The sequence below is a fragment of the Piscinibacter sp. HJYY11 genome (assembly GCF_016735515.1).
GTDB lineage: Bacteria > Pseudomonadota > Gammaproteobacteria > Burkholderiales > Burkholderiaceae_C > Rhizobacter.
In genome coordinates this window covers 3,492,641-3,515,282 of sequence record NZ_JAERQZ010000001.1, presented here as the reverse complement: position 1 = coordinate 3,515,282, position 22,642 = coordinate 3,492,641, and the positions used below count along the sequence as shown (strand labels likewise).

General features: G+C 70.0%; 29 protein-coding genes and 1 tRNA gene. 20 read left to right on the top strand and 10 right to left on the bottom strand.

Annotated elements, in window-relative coordinates; translation table 11 throughout:
• Positions 1-2 precede the first annotated feature (2 nt).
• From JI745_RS16330 to JI745_RS16320, 3 genes are all read right to left on the bottom strand, one after another.
• Positions 3-1,256, bottom strand: coding sequence for an HD-GYP domain-containing protein (locus JI745_RS16330; protein WP_201809114.1), 1,254 nt, complete (start codon positions 1,254-1,256; stop codon positions 3-5).
• Between the two features lie 172 nt (positions 1,257-1,428).
• On the bottom strand, positions 1,429-2,058 hold the full coding sequence (locus JI745_RS16325) for a LysE family transporter (RefSeq protein WP_201809111.1): 630 nt from the start codon (positions 2,056-2,058) through the stop codon (positions 1,429-1,431).
• Positions 2,059-2,067: 9 nt separating this feature from the next.
• Entirely contained in the window at positions 2,068-3,522 is a 1,455-nt protein-coding gene (locus JI745_RS16320) for a PLP-dependent aminotransferase family protein (RefSeq protein WP_201809104.1), read from the bottom strand.
• 170 nt (positions 3,523-3,692) lie between these two features.
• On the opposite strand from JI745_RS16320, the gene JI745_RS16315 reads away from it, so the two are divergent.
• From JI745_RS16315 to JI745_RS16275, 9 genes are all read left to right on the top strand, one after another.
• Positions 3,693-4,016 (top strand): DUF2917 domain-containing protein, encoded by a 324-nt coding sequence (locus JI745_RS16315; protein WP_201809101.1) that lies wholly within the window; start codon positions 3,693-3,695, stop codon positions 4,014-4,016.
• On the top strand, positions 4,013-5,371 hold the full coding sequence (gene radA, locus JI745_RS16310; RefSeq protein ID WP_201809099.1) for a DNA repair protein RadA: 1,359 nt from the start codon (positions 4,013-4,015) through the stop codon (positions 5,369-5,371). Before JI745_RS16315 ends, radA begins: the two co-directional genes overlap by 4 nt.
• Before the next feature lie 61 nt (positions 5,372-5,432).
• Entirely contained in the window at positions 5,433-5,795 is a 363-nt protein-coding gene (locus tag JI745_RS16305; RefSeq protein ID WP_201809091.1) for a hypothetical protein, read from the top strand.
• A complete protein-coding gene (locus tag JI745_RS16300) occupies positions 5,792-6,145 on the top strand; it encodes a hypothetical protein (protein ID WP_201809088.1) in 354 nt (117 codons plus the stop codon). Before JI745_RS16305 ends, JI745_RS16300 begins: the two co-directional genes overlap by 4 nt.
• A 13-nt stretch (positions 6,146-6,158) precedes the next feature.
• On the top strand, positions 6,159-6,965 hold the full coding sequence (locus JI745_RS16295; protein ID WP_201809085.1) for a metallophosphoesterase: 807 nt from the start codon (positions 6,159-6,161) through the stop codon (positions 6,963-6,965).
• 42 nt (positions 6,966-7,007) lie between these two features.
• Entirely contained in the window at positions 7,008-7,271 is a 264-nt protein-coding gene (locus JI745_RS16290; protein ID WP_201809083.1) for a FeoA family protein, read from the top strand.
• The gene (locus JI745_RS16285; RefSeq protein WP_201809081.1) at positions 7,268-9,121 is read left to right on the top strand and encodes a ferrous iron transporter B; all 1,854 of its coding nucleotides are present in this window, start codon (positions 7,268-7,270) and stop codon (positions 9,119-9,121) included. The genes JI745_RS16290 and JI745_RS16285 overlap by 4 nt, the downstream gene beginning before the upstream one ends.
• Position 9,122: 1 nt before the next feature.
• A complete protein-coding gene (locus JI745_RS16280) occupies positions 9,123-9,377 on the top strand; it encodes a hypothetical protein (RefSeq protein ID WP_201809080.1) in 255 nt (84 codons plus the stop codon).
• Positions 9,378-9,429: 52 nt separating this feature from the next.
• Complete coding sequence (locus tag JI745_RS16275; RefSeq protein ID WP_201809078.1) at positions 9,430-9,816, top strand: hypothetical protein; 387 nt, start codon at positions 9,430-9,432, stop codon at positions 9,814-9,816.
• Between the two features lie 21 nt (positions 9,817-9,837).
• Here JI745_RS16275 and JI745_RS16270 read toward each other — a convergent pair whose 3' ends face one another.
• The gene (locus tag JI745_RS16270) at positions 9,838-10,029 is read right to left on the bottom strand and encodes a PEP-CTERM sorting domain-containing protein (protein ID WP_201809076.1); all 192 of its coding nucleotides are present in this window, start codon (positions 10,027-10,029) and stop codon (positions 9,838-9,840) included.
• A 158-nt stretch (positions 10,030-10,187) separates the two neighbouring features.
• Between JI745_RS16270 and JI745_RS16265 the strand changes: the two genes are divergently transcribed.
• The 4 genes from JI745_RS16265 (at position 10,188) to JI745_RS16250 (ending at position 13,971) form a co-directional block, all read left to right on the top strand.
• On the top strand, positions 10,188-11,111 hold the full coding sequence (locus JI745_RS16265) for a branched-chain amino acid transaminase (RefSeq protein ID WP_404932815.1): 924 nt from the start codon (positions 10,188-10,190) through the stop codon (positions 11,109-11,111).
• A 10-nt stretch (positions 11,112-11,121) separates the two neighbouring features.
• Positions 11,122-11,328, top strand: a complete 207-nt coding sequence (locus tag JI745_RS16260; protein WP_201809071.1) for a zinc-finger domain-containing protein — start codon at positions 11,122-11,124, stop codon at positions 11,326-11,328.
• Positions 11,329-11,418: 90 nt separating this feature from the next.
• Positions 11,419-12,429 carry a lipopolysaccharide heptosyltransferase II gene (gene waaF / locus JI745_RS16255; RefSeq protein WP_201809069.1) on the top strand — a complete coding sequence of 337 codons (1,011 nt, stop codon included), beginning with the start codon at positions 11,419-11,421 and terminating at the stop codon, positions 12,427-12,429.
• A 3-nt stretch (positions 12,430-12,432) separates the two neighbouring features.
• A complete protein-coding gene (locus JI745_RS16250; RefSeq protein ID WP_201809061.1) occupies positions 12,433-13,971 on the top strand; it encodes a PAS domain-containing protein in 1,539 nt (512 codons plus the stop codon).
• Here the strand turns inward: JI745_RS16250 and JI745_RS16245 are convergent.
• Entirely contained in the window at positions 13,947-14,657 is a 711-nt protein-coding gene (locus tag JI745_RS16245) for an anti-sigma factor domain-containing protein (RefSeq protein WP_201809059.1), read from the bottom strand. The two genes, JI745_RS16250 and JI745_RS16245, sit on opposite strands and share 25 nt — an antisense overlap.
• Positions 14,658-14,662: 5 nt before the next feature.
• The gene (locus JI745_RS16240; RefSeq protein ID WP_201809040.1) at positions 14,663-15,301 is read right to left on the bottom strand and encodes a sigma-70 family RNA polymerase sigma factor; all 639 of its coding nucleotides are present in this window, start codon (positions 15,299-15,301) and stop codon (positions 14,663-14,665) included.
• Between the two features lie 76 nt (positions 15,302-15,377).
• On the opposite strand from JI745_RS16240, the gene purU reads away from it, so the two are divergent.
• The 4 genes from purU to JI745_RS16220 are packed head-to-tail and all read left to right on the top strand — an operon-like array spanning position 15,378 to position 18,332.
• On the top strand, positions 15,378-16,286 hold the full coding sequence (purU, locus tag JI745_RS16235; protein ID WP_201809038.1) for a formyltetrahydrofolate deformylase: 909 nt from the start codon (positions 15,378-15,380) through the stop codon (positions 16,284-16,286).
• A gap of 29 nt (positions 16,287-16,315) precedes the next feature.
• The gene (locus tag JI745_RS16230) at positions 16,316-16,768 is read left to right on the top strand and encodes a nuclear transport factor 2 family protein (RefSeq protein WP_201809023.1); all 453 of its coding nucleotides are present in this window, start codon (positions 16,316-16,318) and stop codon (positions 16,766-16,768) included.
• A gap of 3 nt (positions 16,769-16,771) precedes the next feature.
• The gene (locus tag JI745_RS16225) at positions 16,772-17,779 is read left to right on the top strand and encodes a YheT family hydrolase (RefSeq protein WP_201809021.1); all 1,008 of its coding nucleotides are present in this window, start codon (positions 16,772-16,774) and stop codon (positions 17,777-17,779) included.
• Entirely contained in the window at positions 17,772-18,332 is a 561-nt protein-coding gene (locus tag JI745_RS16220; protein WP_201809014.1) for a DUF2946 family protein, read from the top strand. The genes JI745_RS16225 and JI745_RS16220 overlap by 8 nt, the downstream gene beginning before the upstream one ends.
• Here the strand turns inward: JI745_RS16220 and JI745_RS16215 are convergent.
• Together JI745_RS16215 and JI745_RS16210 are read right to left on the bottom strand one after the other, a co-directional pair.
• Positions 18,320-18,853 (bottom strand): DUF3455 domain-containing protein, encoded by a 534-nt coding sequence (locus JI745_RS16215; RefSeq protein ID WP_201809012.1) that lies wholly within the window; start codon positions 18,851-18,853, stop codon positions 18,320-18,322. The genes JI745_RS16220 and JI745_RS16215 overlap by 13 nt on opposite strands.
• A gap of 151 nt (positions 18,854-19,004) precedes the next feature.
• Complete coding sequence (locus tag JI745_RS16210; RefSeq protein WP_201809009.1) at positions 19,005-19,550, bottom strand: cytochrome c5 family protein; 546 nt, start codon at positions 19,548-19,550, stop codon at positions 19,005-19,007.
• 126 nt (positions 19,551-19,676) lie between these two features.
• On the opposite strand from JI745_RS16210, the gene JI745_RS16205 reads away from it, so the two are divergent.
• A tRNA-Arg gene (locus JI745_RS16205) sits at positions 19,677-19,752 on the top strand.
• A gap of 5 nt (positions 19,753-19,757) precedes the next feature.
• Here JI745_RS16205 and JI745_RS16200 read toward each other — a convergent pair.
• Positions 19,758-20,234 (bottom strand): hypothetical protein, encoded by a 477-nt coding sequence (locus JI745_RS16200; RefSeq protein ID WP_201809006.1) that lies wholly within the window; start codon positions 20,232-20,234, stop codon positions 19,758-19,760.
• Between the two features lie 97 nt (positions 20,235-20,331).
• Between JI745_RS16200 and JI745_RS16195 the strand changes: the two genes are divergently transcribed.
• On the top strand, positions 20,332-21,633 hold the full coding sequence (locus tag JI745_RS16195) for an NAD(P)H-binding protein (protein ID WP_201809003.1): 1,302 nt from the start codon (positions 20,332-20,334) through the stop codon (positions 21,631-21,633).
• Positions 21,621-22,097 carry a DUF2269 domain-containing protein gene (locus JI745_RS16190; RefSeq protein ID WP_201809000.1) on the top strand — a complete coding sequence of 159 codons (477 nt, stop codon included), beginning with the start codon at positions 21,621-21,623 and terminating at the stop codon, positions 22,095-22,097. Before JI745_RS16195 ends, JI745_RS16190 begins: the two co-directional genes overlap by 13 nt.
• On the opposite strand, the gene JI745_RS16185 is transcribed toward JI745_RS16190, so the two are convergent.
• On the bottom strand, positions 22,060-22,638 hold the full coding sequence (locus JI745_RS16185; RefSeq protein ID WP_201808997.1) for a diguanylate cyclase: 579 nt from the start codon (positions 22,636-22,638) through the stop codon (positions 22,060-22,062). The genes JI745_RS16190 and JI745_RS16185 overlap by 38 nt on opposite strands.
• Positions 22,639-22,642 lie beyond the last annotated feature (4 nt).

Sequence of the window (22,642 nt, the reverse complement as noted above, 5' to 3'; positions counted from 1 at the left end):
GGTCAGGCGCCGAGCTGGTCGCCCAGCACCATGAGGCTTTGCAGGTCGCCGGCGGGCAGCTTGCCCGCCCGCAGCAGCGTCGCGCTGCGGATGGCGCGCAGGCGGAACCGCAGCTCGTGCTCCACGGCCTCGATCTCGGCGGCGTCTTGCACCGCGAGCTCACCGTCATTCCACAGGCCGCTCGCGTTCCAGCCCTTGCGCAGTCGGGCGAGCAGCGCCTGGGCGAGCGTCAGCGCGTCCACCAGGGCCTGCGACCTGGCGGTCGACGCCAGCGCGACGATGCCGGCATGCGCTGTCTGCAGCGCCGCGTCGAGCAGCGTGAGGCGCTCGCGGATCTGATCGGGCGTGAGGAAGGATTGCAGGGGCGGCTGCTGGCGCGCCGCGTGCGAGATGGGGCCGACGACGCTCAGGTCGAACTCCCCGGGCACCACGCGCAGGGCCACGCTCGCGCGGGCGAGGTCGGGGCAGTCGCCGCGCAGCACGTTGAGCACCGCCTCGGTCACGGCGAGCTGGCGGCCCTGCGGCGAGAGCTGCTCGCGCTGCAGGCAGTGCGGGTAGCCGGAACCGTCGAGCCGCTCGTGGTGCTCGGCCACGGCGCGTGCCACCGCGGGCGGGTAGTCGGTGAGCTGCTGCAGCAGCAGCTTGCCGACGTGGGGGTGCACCACCAGGTGCTGGTAGCTCTGGAAATCCAGCGTGTGCTGGAGGTCGGCCTCGCCGTGCTCGGGTGCGATGTACATCTCGCCCAGGTCGTGCAGCAGGCCGGCGAGCATGGCCAGGCGCACGTCGCCGCGGCTTGCGCCATGCGCCATCGCGAGCACGCCATTGAGCGCCATCGCCTGCACGGCATGGTCGAAGGAGTCGGGCCGCGAGGCCTGGCTGGCGGTGAGCAGCAGCTGCGCCACCGGGTGCAGCGGCAGGTGCGGCGCTTCGCGCAGCAGCGCGGCCGCGTGCGGCATCAGCAGCGGCGTGAGCGCGGAGTCACGCGAGAGCAGCGTCTCGAGCGAATGCACGAGCGAGTGCGCGGTCACGCCGTCTTCGGCCAGCAGGCAGGCTTCGAGCGGGTGGCGCAGCTGGCGGTCCATCAGCTTGCGCTGCAGGGCCTGCGACACCGGCTGTTCGCGGGCCCACAGCTTGGTGCCCGAGATGTCGAAGATGTCGCGCGACGCGATGATGGAGCGCGTCTGGCTCGCCTCCAGGATGACGGCCAGCGCGTGCGGGTTGGCGGTCTGGAAGGGAGAGGTGGCGGGTGCGTTCATGGGCAGGCTCCGACAGGCCGTGGGGACGACCCTGTTGTCGGCCGAACGCGCGCCCACTCAAGGGCGAGGTTGTGACGAGTCGTGTCAGCGGGCCGAGCGGCGGGCCGCTCCGAAGCCGGCCCGCATCCCCCAGGCGGATCGCCCGATGTACCCGTCGGGCGAAGGGCTCGGATCAGGCTCGTTTGAAGAACGCGAGCAACCCGCCCGCGGCGACGAAGAGGCCGCCGAAGGTGCGGTTCATCAGGCGAATCTGCCGCGCCGACTTCAGCAGGCGCAGCACCCGCGCGGCGAGGAGCGTGTACACACCCATCACCACCAGGTCGGTGAAACCGAGCGTCGCGGCGATCACGGCGTACTGCAGCGCGAGCGGCTGCGCGAGGTCGAGGAACTGCGGCACCACGGCCAGCAGGAAGACCGTCCCCTTGGGGTTCACCGCGTTCACCATCCAGCCGCGCAGCACCAGCGTGCGGCGCGGCGTGGCGCCGACGTCGCCATCGGCTTCGGCCACCATCGGCTCGGCCGGCGCCCGCCACTGCTTGACGCCGAGGTACACGAGGTAGGCGACGCCCAGCCACTTGACGATGGCGAAGCCGAGGCTGGAGGTCGCGATCAGCGCGCCCAGGCCGAGCCCGACCACCAGGACCTGCGTCCAGATGCCGAGCACGAGGCCGAGCGTCATGAAGTAGCCCCGCGTGAAGCCATGGTTGAGGCCGGCGCTCATGGCGGCCACGGCGCCCGCGCCGGGCGAGATGCTGATGGCCCACGACGCGGCGAAGAAGGCGAGCCAGGTGCTGAGTTCCATGGGATGTCCTTATGCCGCCGCGCGGCCACGCTCGGCCTCTTCGGCCACGATCTGGCCCAGGCGACGGATGTGCGCCTCGTGCCGTGGCGACCAGGGGTCGCCGTAGTGCAGGCGCAGGAAGTGGTTGAAGCGCGTGCTGTTGCTGAAGGTCGCGCCGGGCGCGCAGCCGATGTGCTCGTGGCGCGCGCGCTCGAAGACCTTGCGCGAGTCCACGCTCTTCGGCATCTCGATCCACAGCATCAGCCCGCCCTGCGGCACGCTGAGCCGGCAGCCGTCGGGGAAGAGCCGCGTCACCGCATCGACCATCTGAGCGCATTGCTGCTTGAGCGCAGCGCGCAGCTTGCGCATGTGGTGGTCGTAGCCGCCATCGCGGATGAACTCGGCGATCACCTCCTGCGGCAGCATCGCGCCGGTGATGGAGGTGTGGAACTTGTGCGACTGCGCCGTCTTGAAGTGTCGGCCGGGCGCGATCCAGCCGACGCGATAGCCGGGCGCCACCGTCTTCGTGAAGGCCGAGCACAGGATCACGTCGTCGTGCGTGTCGAAGGACTTGAGCACCGGGGGCCGTTCGTCGCCGAAATAGGTCTCGCCGTAGATGTCGGTCTCGATCAGCGTGATGCCACGCTCGTGCGCGAGCGAGACCAGGCGGCGCTTGTTCGCCAGTGGCATCAGGCTGCCGAGCGGGTTGTGGAAATTGGGCACCACCACGCAGGCCCGTACCGCGCCGGCGCGCTGGGTGGCGAGGTCGAGCGCCTCGACGGAGATGCCTTCGCGCGGGTGCGTGGGGATCTCGATCGACTTCATGCCCAGCGTGCGGATGATCTCCAGCAGCATCCAGTAGGTGGGCGATTCGAGCGCCACCGTGTCGCCGGCCTGTGCCGCCGAGCGCAGCGCGAGGAACACCGCCTCGCTGCCGCCATTGGTGAGGATGATCTCTTCCGGCCGCAGGCGCACGCCCGCGCCCACGCTGCGGCGCGCGATCTCCTGCCGCAGGTTGAGGCTGCCGGTGATGCTGTAGCGCGAGGCGTATTCGGGATGCACGCGGTTCAGCTTGGCGGTGAGCTGCCGCAGCTTGGCCTCGGGCAGGATCTGGCGTGCCGGCAGCGGGCAGAACGAGGGCGCGGCCTCCGGGTCGTCGTTGCCGAAGAGGAACTGGCGCGTCAGGTCGTCGGGCGTCACGAAGCCGGCGCTGCTCATGCGGGTGTCGAGCTCGGGCTCGGGCAGCGGTGCGTGGCGCGCGGCGACGAAGTAACCCGACTTCGGCCGCGCTTCGACCAGGCGCTGGTTCTCGAGCCATCGGTAGGCCTGCGTCACCGTCGACGGGCTCACGCCATGCTGCTGGCAGAGCATGCGCACGGAAGGCAGCCGGTCGCCGGTGCGCAGGCTGCCGGCCTGGATGGCCTGCGCGAGCTCGCCCGCCACGCGGGTATAGAGCGGCAATCCGGGGTCGGCAGGAGCGTTCATGCAGCCATTCTGACGATTGGCTCTGTGCCGTGACAGATACAGAGCCCTTCTCTTGTCACCAATACAGATGCTCGGTGCGACATCTGTGCCGCCGAAGTTCGTGCAGTGCTGGATATGGCGGCGGCACCCGGGCCTGGACACACTGAATGCCCACGAGACAGGAGAACGCCATGGTCCGATTCACACCCCCCGTCACCCTTCGTCTGCAAGCCGGCGAAGTGCTCGCCTGGCAACAAGCCCCGGCACGGATGCGCGTGGTCGGCGGTGGCCGCGTCTGGGTCACGCAGCAGGACGATCTGGGCGACCATTTCCTGCACCACGGCGAGTGCTTCGAGTTGCAGCGGGAGCGCCGTGTCGTGATCGAGGCCGAGCACGAGGTGCTGCTGCGCTTCGAGCGCGACCCGACCTGGCATGGCCGGCTGGGCGGGCTGCTGCGACGTGGCCTGCGCAGGCTCACGAGGCGAGCCAGCCCGGCGGCTACAGTCGCCGGGTGAGCAAAACCAAGTCTGTCTACACCTGCAGCGAATGCGGCGGCACGAGCCCGAAGTGGCTGGGCAAGTGCCCGCATTGCAACGCCTGGAACACGCTGGTCGAAGGCGTGGCCGAGGGCGCGTCGAAACAACACCGCTTCCAGTCGCTGGCCGCGCCGCAGCCGGTGGCCACGCTGAGCGAGATCGAGGCCACCGACGTCGACCGCCGGCCGACCGGCATCGAGGAGCTCGACCGGGTGCTCGGCGGCGGCATCGTGGCCGGTGGGGTGGTGCTGATCGGCGGTGACCCGGGCATCGGCAAGTCGACGCTGCTGCTTCAGGCGCTCGATGCGCTCTCGAAGACGGTGCCCACGCTCTACGTGACCGGCGAGGAGTCGGGCGCGCAGGTGGCGCTGCGCTCGCGCCGCCTCGGGCTCGACGGCTCGCAGGTGCGCGTGGTCGCCGAGATCAACCTCGAGAAGATCAGCGCCACGCTCGAAGCCGAGCAGCCCACGGTCTGCGTGATCGACTCGATCCAGACCATGTATAGCGAAGAGCTCACCTCGGCGCCCGGCTCGGTCGCCCAGGTGCGCGAATGTGCGGCGCAGCTCGTGCGCATCGCCAAGAGCAGCGGCACGGCCATCGTGCTGGTGGGCCATGTGACAAAGGAAGGCGCGCTCGCCGGCCCGCGCGTGCTGGAGCACATCGTCGACACGGTGCTGTACTTCGAGGGCGACACGCATTCGAGCTTCCGCCTGGTGCGCGCGATCAAGAACCGCTTCGGCGCGGTCAACGAGATCGGCGTCTTCGCGATGACGGAAAAGGGCCTGAAGGGCGTGGCCAACCCGAGCGCGATCTTCCTCTCGACGCACGGCGAGCCGGTGGCCGGCGCCTGCGTGCTGGTCACGCTGGAAGGCACACGGCCGATGCTGGTGGAGATCCAGGCGCTGGTCGACTCGGGCGGGCCGAGCCCGCGCCGCCTCTCCGTGGGCCTCGACCGCGACCGCCTCGCGATGATGCTGGCGGTGATGCACCGCCATGCCGGTGTCGCTTTCATGGACCAGGACGTGTTCGTCAACGCGGTCGGCGGCGTGCGCATCAGCGAGCCGGCGGCCGATCTCGCGGTGATGCTCGCCATCCAGAGCAGCCTGCGGGGCAAGCCGTTGCCGCGCGGCTTCATCACCTTCGGCGAAGTGGGCCTGGCCGGCGAGGTGCGGCCCGCGCCGCGCGGGCAGGAGCGGCTGAAGGAAGCAGCCAAGCTCGGCTTCAGCGTGGCCATCGTGCCCAAGGCCAATGCGCCGAAGAAGGCGATCGAAGGGCTCACCGTGCACGCGGTTGAAAGAATCGAACAGGCACTGGATCTGGTGCGGACTCTCTGAGCGAGCGCGCCACCCCACGGGCAGAATCGGCCGAGACCCCGGTCCACGCCGAAAGCCCTCGATGACGACACCGACTCCCCGATCCCTGCGGCGCCTCCTGACCGCGCTGCCGATGGCCGGCCTGCTGGCCGGCTGCGCGTCGACGCCGACCAACGTCGCGCCGCTTCCACCGGCGAAGTACCAGGTGCTGGGCCAGGCCGAGGGCAAGGGCTGCGGCTCGCTGGGGCTGCTCTTCCCCGTGTACTCGTTCCTGCCCATCGGCCTCAACGAGCGGGTGGAGCGCGCCTACCAGGACGCCCTGGCCAGCGTGCCGGGCGCCACCAGCCTCGTCAACGTGAGCGTCGTCGAGCACTGGAACTGGTGGCTGCTGGCGACGCAGCGCTGCGTCACGGTCACCGGCGATGCGATCAAGGAGGTGTCATGAAGCGTTCGTGGGTTCCCCTTCTCGCATCCGCCAGCCTTCTCGCAGCCTGCCAGGGGGTGCCCGTCGACTTCAGCGGCAGCACGGTGACCGACCGCACCCAGATCGACCCCTACAAGGGCCAGCGGATCTCGGCCGAAGCTTCGGGCATGCAGGTGGCGCTCTTCCTGCCCATCAACGTCAACGACCGGCAGCAGCGCGCCTTCGCAGACCTGCGCCGGCAGGCGGGCGACCGGCTGCTGACCGACATCGTGGTCACCGAGACATGGCGCTGGGCCTTCATCGGCACGGTCTACACCACCCGCCTGGACGCCACGGCCTACCCACGCAAGCCCGCCGAGCCGGCGAAGTGAGCACGGGGCGACCGTGAAACTCGCCGTCCTCAGCGACATCCACGGCAACCTGCCCGCGCTGGAGGCCGTGCTCGCCGACGCCCGGGCCCAGTCGGTCGACGCCTTCCTCAACCTGGGCGACATCGTCAGCGGCCCGCTGTGGCCGGCCGAGACGGCCCATCGCCTGATGCCGCTCGGCTGGCCCACGCTCGCCGGCAACCACGAGCGGCAGCTGCTCACGCAGGCCCCCGAGACGATGAGCGCGACCGATCGCCACACCCACGGCGAGCTGCGCGCCGAGCACCGGGTGTGGCTCGCGTCGTTGCCGGCCACGCTGCGCTGGCGCGACGACCTGCTGATGTGCCACGGCACGCCGACGAGCGACCTGCACTACCTGATGGAGACGGTGACGCCCGGCCACGTGCGTGGCGGCTCACCCGGCGTGCGCGCCGCCACGCGCGACGAGCTGCTGCAGCGCCTGGGCGACGCGATGCGGGGCGTGCCGCAGGCGCTCGTGCTCTGCGGCCATACCCACGTGCCGCGCTGCGAGCGCCTCGCCGATGGCCGCATGCTGGTGAATCCGGGCAGCGTGGGCCTGCCCGCCTACGACGACGCCCATCCGCACCCGCACGTGATCGAGACCGGCTCGCCGCATGCGCGCTACGCGGTGCTGACGCGCCAGCCCGAAGGCTGGGGCCTCAAGCTGCGCAAGGTGGCCTACGACCATGAAGCCGCCGCCCGGCAGGCCGAGCGCCATGGCCGCGTCGACTGGGCGGACGCGCTGCGCACCGGCCGCGTGGGCCGGCTGGAGGCAGAGGCCACACGCTCGTCTTCTAGATAAGATCGATTATCATTTGCATCTCGCTTCTCAGCAGATGCCGCGATGCCTGTTTCCCGTCTTTCCGACCTGCCGAACGGCACCCGCAGCACGGTGGCGGCGCTGAGCGCAGGCTCCGAACCCGCCGACGCCGCGATGCTGCGTCGCCTGGCCGAACTGGGCTTCCTGCCCGGTGAGCCGGTGCAGGTGCTGCGCCGCGGCCCGGGCGGCCGCGAGCCGCTGGCGGTGCAGATCGGCGAGACGCTGTTCGCCCTGCGGCTGGCCGAGGCGCAGTGCGTCGAAGTGAACGCGAAAGGCGCCACGCCATGAGCAGCACCTCTGCCCTGCGCATCGCCCTCGTCGGCAACCCGAACTGCGGCAAGACCGCGCTCTTCAACCTGCTGACCGGCGCGCGCCAGAAGGTGGCCAACTACGCCGGCGTGACCGTCGAGCGCAAGGTCGGCACCGTCACGCTCAAGAGCGGCCGCGCCGTCTCGGTGATCGACCTGCCCGGCGCCTACAGCCTCACGCCCTCGACGCCCGACGAGACCGTCACCCGCGACGTGGTGCTCGGCCAGCGCAGCGACGAAGCGGCGCCCGATGCGATCGTCGCCGTGGTCGACGCGACCAACCTGCCGATGAACCTGCGCCTGGTGCTCGAGCTCAAGCGCCTGGGCCGGCCGATGATGCTGTCGCTCAACATGGCCGACGTGGCGCGCTCGCGCGGCCTGCAGATCGACGTGGCCAGGCTCTCCGCCGAGCTGGGCATGCCGGTGGTGGAGACCGTCGCCGTGCAGAGCCAGGGGCATGCCGCGTTGCTGGCGCAGCTGGAGCAGCAGGCGCAGTGGCCGGCGGCGGCTGCGGTGGCCGGCGCAGCGCCGAGCCCGGCCGAGCTGCAGCGGGAGGTGCGCCGCATCCTCGCGGTGGCCGCGCCCGGCGCGATGCAGTTCAAGCGCTTCAACCACAAGCTCGACGCGGTGGTGATGCACCCGGTGGCGGGCCTCCTGCTGCTCGCGGTGCTGCTGTTCCTCATCTTCCAGGCGGTGTTTGCCTGGGCCTCGGCGCCGATGGATGCGATCGAAGGCAGCGTGGCCTGGGTCGGCGACCAGATCAAGGCGCACATGGCCGACGGCCCGCTGCGCAGCCTGCTGGTCGACGGCATCGTGGCCGGCGCGGGCGGCGTGATCGTCTTCCTGCCGCAGATCCTGATCCTCTTCTTCTTCATCCTCGTGCTCGAGGATTCGGGCTACCTGCCGCGCGCCGCCTTCCTGCTCGACAACGTGATGGGCAAGGTGGGGCTGTCGGGCCGCGCGTTCATCCCGCTGCTGTCCAGCTTCGCCTGCGCCATCCCCGGCATCATGGCCGCGCGCACCATCCCCAACTGGCGCGACCGGCTGGCGACGATCATGATCGCGCCGCTGATGACCTGCTCGGCGCGGCTGCCGGTGTATGCGCTCCTGATCGGCGCCTTCATCCCCGAGCGCCATGTCGGCCCGTTCAACCTCAAGGGTCTCACGCTCTTCGGCCTGTACGTGGCGGGCGTGGTGTCGGCGATGCTCGTCGCCTGGGCCCTGAAGCGGGTGTGGAGCAAGTCGAACTACCAGCCGCTGATGCTGGAGCTGCCGCCCTACCACTGGCCCAGCCTGCGCAACCTCGCGATCGGGCTGTGGGAGCGGGCGATGATCTTCCTGAAGCGGGTGGGCGGCATCATCTTCGCGCTCACGGTGCTGCTGTGGTTCCTGGCCAGCTACCCGGCGCCGCCGGACGGGGCCGCAGGCTCGGCCATCGAGCACAGCTACGCCGGCATGCTGGGCCGTGCGCTGCAGGTCATCTTCGAGCCGATCGGCTTCAACTGGCAGATCTCGATTGCGCTGGTGCCAGGCCTCGCGGCCCGCGAGGTGGCGGTGGGCGCGCTCGGCACGGTGTACGCGCTGTCGGTGCCCGAAGACCAGGTGGCCGATGCGCTGGTGCCGATGATCGTGCAGGGCTGGTCGCTGGCGACGGCCTATGCGCTGATCGCCTGGTTCGTGTTTGCGCCGCAGTGCCTGGCCACGCTGGCGGTCGTCAAGCGCGAGACCAACTCCTGGCGCTATCCGCTGCTGATGGCGGCCTACCTCTTCGGGCTGGCCTACATCGCGTCGTTCATCACCTACCGCACGGTGCTGTGGCTGGGGGGCTGAGGTGCAAGAGCTGATCGTCATGCTGATCGTGGCGGCCTGCACCGTGTATGCGGCGTGGGTGCTGATGCCCTCGTCGCTGCGCCGCGGGCTGGCCCAGCGGCTGCAGCATTGGCCGTGGCCGGCGTTCCTCGGCAAGCCCATGCGCCGCGCGGCGCTGGCGCCCACGGGCTGCGGCTGCGATGCCGGGTGCGACGCCAAGGCCAGCCCGCCGGCGGCGGCCAAGCCGATCCACTTTCACCGCCGGCCGCGCGCCTGATTGCGGGAACCACGCAGGCGGCGGCGCCTCCTGCGCACCTACCATCGCGCGCATGAATCCGATCGTGGGGTGGGGCCTGGCCTTCGTGGCCTTGGTCGCCGGCTGGCTGAACTACGGCTGGCAGGGCGTGGTGATGGTCGTGTCGGCCATCGTGTTCTGGTTGCTGCTGCAGTTCAGCCGCGCCTTGCGGGTGATGAAGAATGCTGCCGCGGCCCCCAAGGGCGAGGTGGGAAGCGCCGTGATGCTCAACGCCAAGCTCAAGGACGGCATGACCTTGATGCAGGTGATCGCGCTGACGCGCAGCCTGGGTGAGCGCGTCAGCGAGACACCGGAGACCTGGGCCTGGCGCGACGGCGGCGACAGCCGGGTCACGCTGGTGTTCGAAGGCGGCAAGCTGCGCCGCTGGGAACTCACCCGCCCGACACCGCCCGAGGCCTGAGCTCCTAGCCCTGCGTGCCGCTCAGTCGGGGCGCCGTCGCAGCAGCAGCATCAGGCCGATCAGGGCCAGGGCGGCCAGCACGAGCGCGACGTTCGAGGGCTCGCCCACGCGCTCGACCACGTCTGCAGGCACGACGCCGCGCCGGGGCTCCGCCGGGATGACCGAAAACGCCAGCACGACCAGGACCGACCATTTCGAAAACGAGTGCTTCATGGCTTCACCTGTGAACGACTGCCGAGCCTCCCGGATGCCACGGCGACCATGCAGATCACTATAGGAAGCCACCCCGCATTGCGCGCCCCCGGGAGCCGGGGGTCGCAAGTGCCCGCTCGTAGAATCGCGCGCATTGCCAAACACTGAGGATGAGCTCCATGTCCATGGAAGACCGCGACGGAAAAATCTGGATGGACGGCCAGTTGATCGACTGGCGCGACGCCAGGATCCACGTGCTGTCGCACACGTTGCATTACGGCTGTGGCGCCTTTGAAGGAGTGCGCGCTTACGACACGGTGAATGGCACCGCGATCTTCCGCCTGCGCGAGCACACCGAGCGGCTTTTCAACAGCGCCAAGATCCTGCGCATGAAGATCCCCTTCTCGATCGACGAAGTGATCGAGGCGCAGCGCGCGGTCGTGAAGGCCAACAACCTGAAGAGCTGCTACCTGCGCCCGCTCACCTGGATCGGCTCCGAGAAGCTGGGCGTCTCGCCCAAGGGCAACAAGATCCACCTGATGGTCGCCGCCTGGTCCTGGGGCGCCTACCTCGGTGAAGAAGGCCTGAAGCGCGGCATCCGCGTGAAGACCTCGAGCTACACCCGCCACCACGTCAACATCACGATGACGCAGGCCAAGGCGGTGAGCAACTACACCAACTCCATCCTCGCCAACATGGAAGCCACCGACGATGGCTATGACGAGGCCCTGCTGCTCGACGCCAGCGGCTTCGTCTCCGAAGGCGCCGGCGAGAACCTCTTCGTCATCAAGAACGGCGTGGTCTACACGCCCGACCTGTCGGCCGGTGCGCTCAACGGCATCACCCGCAACACGGTGTTCGCGATCTGCAAGGACCTCGGCCTCGAGCTGAAGGAAAAGCGCATCACGCGGGACGAGGTCTACATCTGCGACGAGGCCTTCTTCACCGGCACCGCCGCCGAAGTGACGCCCATCCGCGAACTCGATCGCGTGCAGATCGGCCAGGGCTCGCGTGGCCCCATCACCGAGAAGATCCAGAGCGCTTTCTTCGACATCGTGAACGGCCGCAATGCGAAGTACGCCGAGTGGCTGACCGCTGTCTGAAGAGGTTGACATGAGCGACACCCAAGCCCCCATCGAACTGCTCGCCCGCGACCTGCAGGGCCCCGGCGTCATTGCCTGCCCCAACCCCAAGATGACACTCTGGAGCGGGCACCCCAAGGTCTTCATCGACGTGGCCACCACGGGCGAAGGCAAGTGCCCGTATTGCGGCACGGTCTACCGCTTGAAGGCCGGCGAGAAGCTCTCGAGCCACCACTGATCGCATGAGGGCCGAGCGCCGGGCCGTCCCCAAGCCGGCCCGCATCCCCTCGGGGGATCGGCCGACGTACCCGTCGGCCGAGGGGCTGACATGAGGTCCTTGGTCATCGCGCCGCAGTGGATAGGCGACGCGGTGATGTCGGAGCCGCTGCTGCGCACCCTCGCTGCGCGTGGCGAGCGGCTGACGGTTGCCGCCCTGCCCTGGGTCGCGCCGGTCTATCACGCGATGCCGCAGGTGGCCGAGGTGATCGAGCTGCCGTTTGCGCATGGCCGGCTCGATTGGTCGGGGCGGCGCCGCATCGCGCGTGAGCTGCAGGGGCGATTCGACACCGCCTACGTGCTGCCCAATTCGCTGAAGGCGGCGCTGATCCCGTTCTTCGCCCGCATCCCGCGGCGCGTCGGTTACCACGGCGAAGGACGCTACCTGCTGCTCAGCGAGCGCCGGCCCAACCCCGGCGGGCGGCCGCCGATGGTGGCGTTCTACCGCGCACTCAGCGGCGAACCCGCGGTGACGGAAGCGCCGCGCCTGAGCTTCCCGGCCGAGCGACTGCAGTCGGTCACCGCGCCGCTCGGCCTCACACCTCAAAGCTACTGGGTCTTCGCCCCCGGTGCCGAATACGGCCCGGCCAAGATCTGGCCTGCGAGCCACTACGCGCAGCTCGCGCGTGAGCTGCACGCCCGCCACGGCCAGCCGGTGGTGCTGCTGGGCTCGGGCAAGGAAGCGGCGCTGTGCGAAGAGATCGCGAGCGCCGCGCCCGGCGCCTGTCGCGTGCTCGCCGGCAAGACGACACTGATCGACGCGATGGCGCTGATCGCCGGCAGCCGCGGCGTGGTCAGCAACGACTCGGGCCTGATGCACATGGCCGCCGCCTTCCGCATCCCGCAGGTGGCGGTCTTCGGGTCGACCAGCCCCGAACACACGCCGCCGCTCAGCCCGCACGCCCGCGTGCTGTGGCTGAAGGACGAGCTGCAGCTCGACTGCATGCCCTGCTTCGAGCGCACCTGCCGCTACGGCCACTACCGCTGCCTCACCGGCGTGCCGCCCGAGCGGGTGCAGGCCGCGCTGGACGATGCGTTGAGCGATGCCCAGATGAAAAACTGAGCCATGGACATCGACGCTCGCCAACTGATGAGCGAGGCGCTGGTCGGCGCCGGCACCTCGGTGTGGGCGTGGGACGTGGCGGAAGACGCGCTGAGCGGCATGGATGGCAGCGTGGCCCTGCTCGGCTACCAGGTGGGCGACATGGCCCACACGCAGCAGGCCTGGGACAAGCTCATCCATCCGGAGGACCTGGCCGGCAACGAGGCGGCCTACCAGGCCCACGCGGCCGGCAAGACCCCCGCCTACGAAAGCGAATACCGCGCGCGGGCGAAAGACGGTTCCTGGCGCTGGCTCGCCGAACGCGGCCGCATCGTCGAGTGGGCCCCCGACGGCTCACCGCGCCGCATGGTGGGCACGATCAGCGACGTCACGCAGCGCCGCCAGGCCGAGCACGACAGCGCCGAGCGCGACGAACGCCTGCGCCAGATCACCCGCCACGTGCCGGGACTGCTGTACCAGTTCCGGCTGCCGCGCAACGGCCTCGGTGTCTTCCCCTACGTCAGCGAGCGCTGCCACGACGTGCTGGGCCTGGACCCGCAGGCGCTGATGCAGAACGCCGGCGTGCTGTTCAGCCGCATCGACCCAGCCGACCGTCAGCGCACCAACCGCATGCTGGAAGACTGGACCCACAGCCAGGTGGCGCGCCGCATCGAGTTCCGCTACCAGCACCCGGATGGCCGGCTGCGCTGGATGCTCGGCGTATCGTCGCCGCGTGTCGAGTCCGATGGCGCGATCGTCTGGCACGGCTACCTGGAGGACATCACCGACTACCGCGAGCTCGAGCGCGCGCGCGAGCTGGCCGCGGCCGCCGAAGCCGCCAACCGCGCCAAGACCGAGTTCCTCTCGCGCATGAGCCACGAGCTGCGCACGCCGCTCAATGCGGTGCTCGGCTTCTCGCAGCTGATGGAGCTCGACCAGGCCGACCCCTTGAGCGCCGGCCAGCGCCACCGGCTCGGGCTGGTGCGCGAATCGGGCGAGCACCTGCTGCGCATGATCAACGACCTGCTCGACCACTCGCGCATCGAGGCAGGCCAGTTGTCGATCGACCTCGTCGACGTGCCGCTGCCCGAGCTGCTGCGCGAGTGCGCCGACATGCTGGAGCCGGCCGCGATGGCCGCCGGCGTGAGCCTGCACTGGGGCCGCCTCGACGACCCATTGCTCGTGCGCGCCGACCCGACACGGCTGCGCCAGGTGGTGATCAACCTGCTCAGCAACGCGATCAAGTACAACCGCCGCGGCGGCGAAGTGCGGCTGGAAGCACACCCCGACGACGGCCGCATGGTGGTGCTGCGGGTCATCGACAACGGCGTGGGCATCGCGCCCGCGCACCTGCCCGGCCTCTTCGAGCCCTTCAACCGGCTCGGCCAGCGGCGCAGCGGCATCGAAGGCACCGGCATCGGCCTGGCCATCACCCGCGGTCTCGTCACGCTGATGCACGGCCGCATCGACGTGAACAGCGTGCTCGACAAGGGCTCGACCTTCAGCGTGCTCCTGCCCGACGCCGCACCACCGTCGACTCAGGACGTCAGCTTGCCGATGTAGAGGATGGGCCCGGTGGGTGCTCCGGTGGGCGAGCCGCCGGGTGGCTCCAGGCTTACGGCAAGGGCCGCGGTGTTGTCGAGCACCCGGCCGCGCTGCACCACCGTCGCCCCCTGGGCCGAGATGAGGCCGAGCGAACGAGGCGCCCCCTGCGGCGGCACGGCCCAGAGCTCCAGGGCCTTGTCGGCCTGCAACGACACCTGCTGGATCGGCCGCGTGACGAGTGCACGCCCGTCGCCGCTGATGCTGGCGACGAACGACGCCGGCACCACGCCGTCGGCGCCGGCCTGAGCTCCGGCGGCCGACAGCACGACGACGATCGGCGGCTGCGCAGGCGGCGGCTGCACCAGCAGCACTGCGAGCGTGACCGCCGCGGTGGTGGCGATGCCTGTCAGCGCGCGCCACACCGCAAGCCGCCCCCACCAGCCCGGCTGCGCGGCCGCAGGGCCGGACGCGACCACCGGCGCAATGCGACGCTGGATGGCCTGCCACACCTGCGGCGGCGGCGTCACCGGCTCGACCGCGGCGGTGAGCGGCATCAGCCGCGCTTCCCAGTCGCGCACGGCCTGGCGCAAGCCCGGGTGCACGCGGGTCAGCGCGACGAAGCGGCGGCGCGCCGCACCACGCAGCGTGCCGGCCACGTAGGCGGCGGCGAGGCGGTCGGCGAGTTCGGGGCGGCTGTAGTCCATCGTCGTCATTCCGCCTGCAGGTCGCGCATGTCACGCACCACGGCGCCATCGAGGCAGGCCTTCAAGGCCAGCAGCGCCCGCCGCACCCACGACTTCACCGTGCCCAGCGGCTGGCGCATCTGCTCGGCCACCTCGGCATGGCTCAGGCCGTCGTAGAAGGCCAGCGCCACGCTCTGCCGTTGCTGCGGGCTCAGGCCCTGCATGCACTGGCCGAGCGCGCGCGCATCGGCAGCCTGGCTCAGCAAGGCCAGCGGCCCGGGGGCGGTGTCGGCCACATCGTCATACACGTCTCGTTCCTCATCGCCCTCGCTCGACAGCAGCGCGGGCTGGGTCTGCGGCTCCGCCTGCCGGCGGCGCAGGCTGTCGATGGCCCGGTTGCGCGCGATGCTGGTGAGCCAGGTCAAGGGCTGGCTTTGCGCCGCATCGAAGGATTGCGCCGCCCGCCACACGTTGACATAGACCTCCTGCAGCACGTCTTCGGCCTGGGCCCTGTCCCGGTTGATACGCAGCACCACCCCGAACAGATGCGGGCTGGTGCGCTCGTAGAGCTGTGCGAAAGCCGCACGGTCGCCGAGGCCGCTCTTGGCCAGCAACTGGGAGAGCTCACGGCTGCGTTCGGTCCAGGCGGTGGGATCAGTGCGCATGATGGACGTTTGATGAGGTGGGGATCATGCCGGCGTCTTGCGTGCAAAGCGAGGCCCGTCCGTACAATTCCGCGCCATGCCGCCGTCCACTGCACCGCGCTCGCGCGAATTCGTCCTCACGCTCTCGTGCCGCGATGCCAAGGGCATCGTCTACGCCGTCTCGGGCCTGCTCTACCAGGCGGGCTGCAACATCGTCGACTCGCAGCAGTTCGGCGACCTGCCCGACCAGGGCAGCGCGCACGCCACCGGCCTCTTCTTCATGCGGGTGCACTTCGAGGCGCCACCGCACCTGGCCGACACCGACACGCTTAACCGCCTGTTCACCAGCGTGCGCGAGCAGTTCGGCATGGAAGCCAAGTTCCACAGCCTCGCACGCAAGCCGCGCCTGCTGCTGATGGTGAGCCAGCACGGACACTGCCTGAACGACCTGCTGTACCGCTGGCACTCGGGGCAGCTCGAGGTCGACATCCCCGCGGTGGTCTCGAACCACGCCGTGTTCGCCGAGCTGGCGGAACGCTACGGCATCCCCTTCCACCACCTGCCGCTCGCCGCCGGCGCCCCGGCCGAGGCCAAGCGTGCGCAGGAGCAGAAGGTGGAGGCGCTGGTCACCGAGCACGAGGTCGACCTGGTCGTGCTCGCGCGCTACATGCAGATCCTGAGCCCCGGGTTCTGCGCCTTCCTCAAGGGGCGCGCGATCAACATCCACCACAGCTTCCTGCCGAGCTTCAAGGGCGCCAAGCCCTACTTCCAGGCGCACGACCGCGGCGTGAAGCTGATCGGCGCCACCGCGCACTACGTGACGCCCGAGCTCGACGAAGGCCCCATCATCGAGCAGGACGTCGCGCGTGTGGATCATTCGCTCAGCGCCGAAGACTTCACGGCGGTGGGCCGCGACGTCGAGTGCATGGTGCTCGCGCGTGCCGTGCGCTGGCACGTGGAGCACCGCGTGCTTCTCAACGGCCAGAAAACCGTCGTCTTTCACTGACGTCGTCTTTCAGAAGAGACAGGAACCCGATGCCGCGTCCGAACAAGCCGCCCGAGATCGCCCTGATGACCTCGTCCGACGATGCCGAGGCGCAGTTCTACGAAGCCCTGCAGCGGGCCGACATCGAGAAGCTGATGGCCGTGTGGTCGGACGAAGACGACATCTGCTGCGTGCACCCCAACGGGCCGCGCATGATCGGCCCGGCGGCCATCCGCACCGCCTTCGAGGCGATGTTCGGCAACGGCGCCATCGACGCCCGCCCCGAGCGCGTGCGCCGCGTGCAGACGCACGACAGCGCGGTGCACAGCGTGGTCGAGCGCATCCAGGTGCTCACCGACGAAGGGCCGCAGATGGCCTGGGTGCTGGCGACCAATGTGTACGTGAAGACCTCGCTCGGCTGGCGCCTGGTGGCGCATCATGCAAGCCCGGGCACTGCGCAGGAGTTGCCTGAGGTCGGCGAAACGCCTTCTGTCCTGCACTGAAGCATGATTGACTACCGCGCGCCGCGCTGGCTCGCGGGCGATGGCCCGTGGGGCGGCAACCTGCAGACGATCTGGCCCGCGCTGTTCGCGCGCAGCCACCAGGGGCCGCGGCCGGTCTACCGGCGTGAGCGCTGGACCACGCCCGACCAGGACTTCATCGACGTCGACTTCCAGGTCACGCCGGACGACGACGGCCGGGTGCGCCCGATGCTCGTGCTCTTCCACGGCCTCGAAGGCTCGTCCGACAGCCACTACGCCCGCGCCTTCGCCCACTGGGCGCGGCAAAACGGCTGGCGCTATGCGGTGCCGCACTTCCGTGGCTGCTCGGGCGAGCTCAACCTCGCCCCGCGGGCCTACCACTCGGGCGATTTCGAGGAGATCGGGTGGGTGCTGCAGCGCCTGCGGGCCGGCCACACCGGGCCGATGGTGGCGGTGGGGGTGTCGCTTGGCGGCAATGCGCTGATGCGCTGGGCCGAAGAAGCGGGCGAGACCGGCTCGCAGACGGTGAGCGCGGTGTGCTCGGTCTGCTCGCCGCTCGACCTCGCCGCGGGCGGGGCCGCCATCGGGCGTGGCTTCAACCGTCAGGTCTACACCCGCATGTTCCTGCGCACGATGGTGCCCAAGGCACTGCAGAAGCTGCAGCAGCACCCTGGCCTCTTCGACGGCCAGGCGCTGCAGCGTGCGCGCGACCTCTACGACTTCGACAACATCTTCACCGCGCCGCTGCACGGCTTCCGCAACACCGAGGACTACTGGGCCCGCGGATCGGCCAAGCCGCACCTGCACCGCATCCGCATCCCCGCACTCGCGATCAACGCACGCAATGACCCTTTCATCCCTGCTGCCAGCCTGCCGAAGCAGCACGAGGTCGGCTCGTTCGTGACACTGTGGCAGCCGGAGCATGGGGGCCATGTGGGCTTCCCGCGCGGCCGCTGGCCCGGCCATGTGCTCACGCTTCCGGAACAAGTGATGGGCTGGATGGGGCAACACGTCGGAGACCGCCATGGATGACATCGTCAAAGCCGCATTGAAGAAGTGGCCCAACGTGCCGGCCTGCTACGGCTGGCTGGCGCTCGACGCGCGCGGCGACTGGTACATGCGCGACGACCGCATCCAGGCCGCAGGCCCCTTCCCCACGGTGAAAGGCAGCCGCATCAACCACGACAAGCTGCGCGAGTTCATCGAGCGCAACTACGAGCACGACGAACACGGCGACTGGTTTTTCCAGAACGGCCCGCAGCGTGTCTACGTGGAGCTGGAGTCGGCGCCCTGGATCTGGCGCCTCGACGCACGCGCAGGCCAGGCACCCGGCATCCGCTCGCACACCGGCCGCGACGCCCGCTTCGAGGCGGCCCTCGTCGACGAGAACGGTCGGCTCTACCTCGCCACCGACCTCGGCCTCGGCATCGTGCACACGCTCGACATGGAAACCGCGGCCGACGCGATCGAAGCCGGCCACTGGCGTCCTGAAGACTGCAGCGCGGCCGAGCTGCCCCGCCGCTACGGCCACCGCCTCAGCCCTCAGCGTGAGCGCGGTGCCGCAGCCGCCGCTCACATGCCGTAGAACACGTAGTCGGCCGCGTAGGCCACCTGCTGGCGCTGGCCCTTGGCGGCTGCGGTGCAGGCTGCGCTCGGCGCCACGCCGCCCTTGGTGTTCAGGCGCTGGATGTAGGCCACGCCTTGCATGGCGCCATTGCCCGTCGCCGGGTCGGCCTTCACCAGCTGCAGCGGGATGTTGCCGGCGCCGCCGGGCGCCACGGCGACCTGCTTGCCGGTGACCTTCGAGCCGTCGTTCGACTCCCAGGTCGGGCCGCCGTAGTACTTGCCGACGACCTTGTCACCGGGGCCATAGAGCGTGGCCACCGGGCCGACGAAGGCCCACTCGAACTGGCCGGGCATGTCCTTCTTCTCGCGGCACTCGTAGGTCAGCTCGCCGCGGCCCACCGTCCACATCGTCTGCTTGGTGCCGGCCGGCGCGCGCACCGCGTCGGGCAGCGCCATGTTGTCGACCATCATCGGGGCAGGGGTGGTGGAGCAGGCCGACACGAGAGCGGCCAGGCCGGCGAGCAAGAGGGTGTTTTTCATGGTCATCTCCAGGCATTCAGTGGAAAGGGATGGAGCGGCCGGGCAGCCGCTAGAGCCCTCTACGCAGCACCGGCGCAACTGGATGCATGACCCTTTCCGGGCATGAAAAAGCCGACCCGCAGGTCGGCTTGTTCGGGAGCGTGAAGGCCGCTCAGTTGGACGCTGCCGAGGCCGCCGCGGGCGCCTTCGGCTCGGCCAGCTTGCCGCCGCTCTTGTTGCCGAGGAACACCACCGCGCGGGCGATCTCGAAGTCGCTGAAATCGCCGCCGGCTTGCGGGCCCATCGCGCCCTTGCCCTTGAGGGCGCTGTTCAGCAGCACCTCGAAGCCCTGCGCCAGGCGCGGGGCCCACGCGGCGGTGTCGCCCAGCTTGGGCGCACCGGCCACGCCGGCCGCATGGCAGGCCGCGCATTGCGTGGTGAAGACCTTTTCGCCACTGGCGAGCGACGCGAGATCGGAGGCGTCCTTCACTTCCACGGTGGCAACCGGCTGGATGCGGCGGGCCACGGTCTCAGGCTTCAGGCTGTCGCTGCCGGCACCGGCACGGGTGTCGGCGCCCACGCGGCTGACCAGCAGCACGATGACGGCGATCGGCACGACGAAGGCGAAGATCACCGCAGCGACGAGCTGCTTGACGTTCTTGATCGGCCCTTCATGCGGGGCGTCATCGTGTTCGGTGGCGTGATGGTGGTCGCTCATGAAATCCTCGAAGGCTGGCCGCTTCAGTGGTTGGCGTAAGGGCGTGGCGCAAAACCGCGGGATTATAAACAGCCGACCCCGCGCCACCGGTCGTGAAAGAGGCGCGCGCTAGAATCGCGGCCCTGCGCGTCCGTAGCTCAATGGATAGAGTACTGCCCTCCGAAGGCAGGGGTTGCTGGTTCGATCCCAGCCGGACGCGCCAAGTCTTCAGCGCACCCCGCGCCGCCGCACCGCCCGGCTGCCCAGCGCCACCCCGAGCGCAAACCCCGCATACACCCACACCAGGCCCTGCACCGACAGGCGCTTCTCGAATCCGGGCGTGAACCGCTTCGGCGTCATCACGAAATCGACCGTCGCGGCCGCTGCAGTGGCCACCGCCGCATCGCGCAGGTCGGCATGCAGCGGATGCGCCGGTTGCCGGCTGGCGAAGAAACGTTCGTAAAGAACGCCCCAGAACAAGGCCGCGCCCTGGTGCACGAGCAGGCCGACACCGGTGTAGCGCCAGCTTGCGTCGTCGCGCCGCAGGGCGCGGTCGCTCCAGAGCCAGTGGCTCGGCGCGTTGACGGGTGCGAACGCGCTGCCCGTCTCCTTGCGGCCGCGCCAGGCCAGCATGCCCAGTGACAACACCCCGGCCGCCATGCCCGGCCACACCCCCGCGCGCAGCGCCTGTGTCCATGTCTTCATCGTCTCTCCTTGATGTGCGGCGAGAGGCACATGCCTTGCCGGACTCCTGCATGACGGACTTCGGCAAATGCCATGCCTCGGCCACCGGGGGCGCGCGATGAAGGTGCTGCTGACGGGTGCGACCGGCTTCATCGGCCGTCATCTCGCGATCGCACTGGCACAGGCCGGGCACGAGGTGGTGGCGGCAGTGCGCACGCCCGGCCGGGCGCTGCCGGGCGTGCGTGCGCAGATCGCGGGTGATTTCACGCGCGACCAGCAGCCCGCCGACTGGCAAGGTCGCCTGACAGGCATCGACGTGGTGGTGAACACGGTCGGCATCCTGCGGGAGCACGGCGCCCAGCGTTTCGACACGCTGCACGAAGCCGCGCCGATCGCGCTCTTTCGTGCCTGCGTGGCCGCGGGCGTGCGCCGGGTGGTGCAGCTCTCGGCGCTCGGGGCCGACACCCATGCGCGCAGCCGCTACCACCTGAGCAAGAAGGCCGCCGACGACACGCTGCTCGCGCTGCCGTTGCAGGCGAGCGTCGTGCAGCCGTCACTCGTCTACGGGCCCGGTGGTGCCAGCGCCCGGCTCTTCAACCTGCTCGCGAGCCTGCCGGTGCTGATGCTGCCGGGCAAAGGCTCGCAGCAGGTGCAGCCGATCCACATCGACGACCTGGTGCAGGCGCTGGTCAAGCTCATCGAGCGGCCCGAGGCGCGCAGCCGGCGCATCGCGCTCGTCGGCCCCGAGCCGCTCGCGCTGCGCGAGTTTCTCGCCCGCCTGCGCGCGGCGCTGGGGCTGCCACCCACCGCCGCATGGCCGGTGCCGATGCCGCTGGTGCGCCTGGTCGCGAAGGCCGGCCGCTGGTGGCCAGGCGCGCTGCTCGACGACGAGAGCCTCGCCATGCTCGAGCGCGGCAACACCGCCCCGGCCACCGACACCACCGCCCTGCTCGGCCGCCCGCCGCGCCCCGTGAGCCAGTTCATCACGCGCGAGCAGCTGCCGGCCGCGAGCGTGATGGCCCAGCTCGGGTGGCTGCTGCCGCTCCTGCGCGTGAGCATCGCGCTGGTGTGGATCGTCACCGGCGTGCTTTCGCTCGGCGTCTACCCGGTCGAAGGCAGCTACGCGCTGCTCGCGCAACTGGGCGTCGGGGGTGCCCTGGCGCCGCTGCTGCTCTATGGCGCCGCGGTGCTCGACCTCGCGCTGGGCGTGCTCACGCTCACGCTGAAGCGCCATCGTCCGCTCCTGTGGCTCGCGCAGATCGGCCTGATCCTCGGCTACACGGTGCTCATCACCTGGCGCCTGCCCGAGTTCTGGCTGCACCCGTTCGGCCCCATCCTGAAAAACCTCCCGATGCTCGCCGCCATCGCCTTGCTGATGGTGCTCGAGCGTCGCCTCGAGAGACCGCCATGGAATACCTGATCGTCAAGTGGCTGCACATCCTGTCGTCGACGGTGCTCTTCGGCACCGGCATCGGCTCGGCCTACTACCTGCTCTTCACGAGCCTCGCGGTGCGCAAGACGGGCGACCCGCGGCCTGTCGCGGTCGTCGCGCACAAGGTCGTGCAGGCCGACCTGTGGTTCACCACCACGACGATCATCCTGCAGCCGCTCACCGGCTGGTACATGGCGCACCTCGCCGGCCTCCCGCTCACCAGCAAGTGGCTGATGTGGAGCTACGGCCTCTACCTGCTCGCCGGGGCGTGCTGGCTGCCGGTGGTGTGGATCCAGCTCAAGATGCGCGACCTGGCGCGCGAGGCCGATGCGCGCGGCCAGCCCCTGCCGCCGCGCTACTGGCGCTTCCTGTGGATCTGGACGGCGCTCGGCGTGCCGGCCTTCTTTGGCCTGGTCATCGTGTTCTACCTGATGGTGGCGAAGCCGGTCTGACCGCCCGCGCGCGTTGCCACTCCTGCAGGAAGGGCAGCACCACCATCAGCGCCGCCCCGGCCAGCACCGCCGCCTTGGCCGCGGCGGGCACCGGCGGCTCGCGCAGGCGAAGCGACCAGTCGACCGCCTCGGGGCCGAGCCCGAGCAGCGCCAGCGCCTGCCCGCGATGGGCAATGCACAGCGTGAGCAGGCCCAGCCAGGGCAGTCCCATCTGCAGGCCGTGCACCCATTGCTCGATGGGTGGGATCACGCGCTTGCTGCTCGCATAGGTGAGGTCGAGCCAGAGCGTGATCTCGTGCAGCACGCAGGCCACGAGCACCAGCAGCAGCACCGTCGCGGTGACCTGGCACCAGAGCAGCAGCAGCACCGCGAGCCCGAGCTCGCCGAGCATCAGCAGGTGCAGGGCCGATTCCTTCCAGCCCGCGCTCAATTCGATGCGCTCGCGCCGGTGGCAAGCCCAGTCGGCCAGCCCGGCCAGCATCCACACCGGCAGCAGCGCACCGAGCAGCAGGCGCTCCAGCAGGTGGGCGGTGGGGTCCAATCCG

Coding starts and splice junctions, on each gene's coding strand:
- JI745_RS16330 (WP_201809114.1), bottom strand. CDS start 1,256: ATGAACGCACCCGCCACCTCTCCCTTCCAGACCGCCAACCCGCACGCG.
- JI745_RS16325 (WP_201809111.1), bottom strand. CDS start 2,058: ATGGAACTCAGCACCTGGCTCGCCTTCTTCGCCGCGTCGTGGGCCATC.
- JI745_RS16320 (WP_201809104.1), bottom strand. CDS start 3,522: ATGAACGCTCCTGCCGACCCCGGATTGCCGCTCTATACCCGCGTGGCG.
- JI745_RS16315 (WP_201809101.1), top strand. CDS start 3,693: ATGGTCCGATTCACACCCCCCGTCACCCTTCGTCTGCAAGCCGGCGAA.
- JI745_RS16305 (WP_201809091.1), top strand. CDS start 5,433: ATGACGACACCGACTCCCCGATCCCTGCGGCGCCTCCTGACCGCGCTG.
- JI745_RS16300 (WP_201809088.1), top strand. CDS start 5,792: ATGAAGCGTTCGTGGGTTCCCCTTCTCGCATCCGCCAGCCTTCTCGCA.
- JI745_RS16290 (WP_201809083.1), top strand. CDS start 7,008: ATGCCTGTTTCCCGTCTTTCCGACCTGCCGAACGGCACCCGCAGCACG.
- JI745_RS16285 (WP_201809081.1), top strand. CDS start 7,268: ATGAGCAGCACCTCTGCCCTGCGCATCGCCCTCGTCGGCAACCCGAAC.
- JI745_RS16275 (WP_201809078.1), top strand. CDS start 9,430: ATGAATCCGATCGTGGGGTGGGGCCTGGCCTTCGTGGCCTTGGTCGCC.
- JI745_RS16270 (WP_201809076.1), bottom strand. CDS start 10,029: ATGAAGCACTCGTTTTCGAAATGGTCGGTCCTGGTCGTGCTGGCGTTT.
- JI745_RS16265 (WP_404932815.1), top strand. CDS start 10,188: ATGTCCATGGAAGACCGCGACGGAAAAATCTGGATGGACGGCCAGTTG.
- JI745_RS16260 (WP_201809071.1), top strand. CDS start 11,122: ATGAGCGACACCCAAGCCCCCATCGAACTGCTCGCCCGCGACCTGCAG.
- waaF (WP_201809069.1), top strand. CDS start 11,419: ATGAGGTCCTTGGTCATCGCGCCGCAGTGGATAGGCGACGCGGTGATG.
- JI745_RS16250 (WP_201809061.1), top strand. CDS start 12,433: ATGGACATCGACGCTCGCCAACTGATGAGCGAGGCGCTGGTCGGCGCC.
- JI745_RS16245 (WP_201809059.1), bottom strand. CDS start 14,657: ATGGACTACAGCCGCCCCGAACTCGCCGACCGCCTCGCCGCCGCCTAC.
- JI745_RS16240 (WP_201809040.1), bottom strand. CDS start 15,301: ATGCGCACTGATCCCACCGCCTGGACCGAACGCAGCCGTGAGCTCTCC.
- purU (WP_201809038.1), top strand. CDS start 15,378: ATGCCGCCGTCCACTGCACCGCGCTCGCGCGAATTCGTCCTCACGCTC.
- JI745_RS16230 (WP_201809023.1), top strand. CDS start 16,316: ATGCCGCGTCCGAACAAGCCGCCCGAGATCGCCCTGATGACCTCGTCC.
- JI745_RS16225 (WP_201809021.1), top strand. CDS start 16,772: ATGATTGACTACCGCGCGCCGCGCTGGCTCGCGGGCGATGGCCCGTGG.
- JI745_RS16220 (WP_201809014.1), top strand. CDS start 17,772: ATGGATGACATCGTCAAAGCCGCATTGAAGAAGTGGCCCAACGTGCCG.
- JI745_RS16215 (WP_201809012.1), bottom strand. CDS start 18,853: ATGAAAAACACCCTCTTGCTCGCCGGCCTGGCCGCTCTCGTGTCGGCC.
- JI745_RS16210 (WP_201809009.1), bottom strand. CDS start 19,550: ATGAGCGACCACCATCACGCCACCGAACACGATGACGCCCCGCATGAA.
- JI745_RS16200 (WP_201809006.1), bottom strand. CDS start 20,234: ATGAAGACATGGACACAGGCGCTGCGCGCGGGGGTGTGGCCGGGCATG.
- JI745_RS16195 (WP_201809003.1), top strand. CDS start 20,332: ATGAAGGTGCTGCTGACGGGTGCGACCGGCTTCATCGGCCGTCATCTC.
- JI745_RS16190 (WP_201809000.1), top strand. CDS start 21,621: ATGGAATACCTGATCGTCAAGTGGCTGCACATCCTGTCGTCGACGGTG.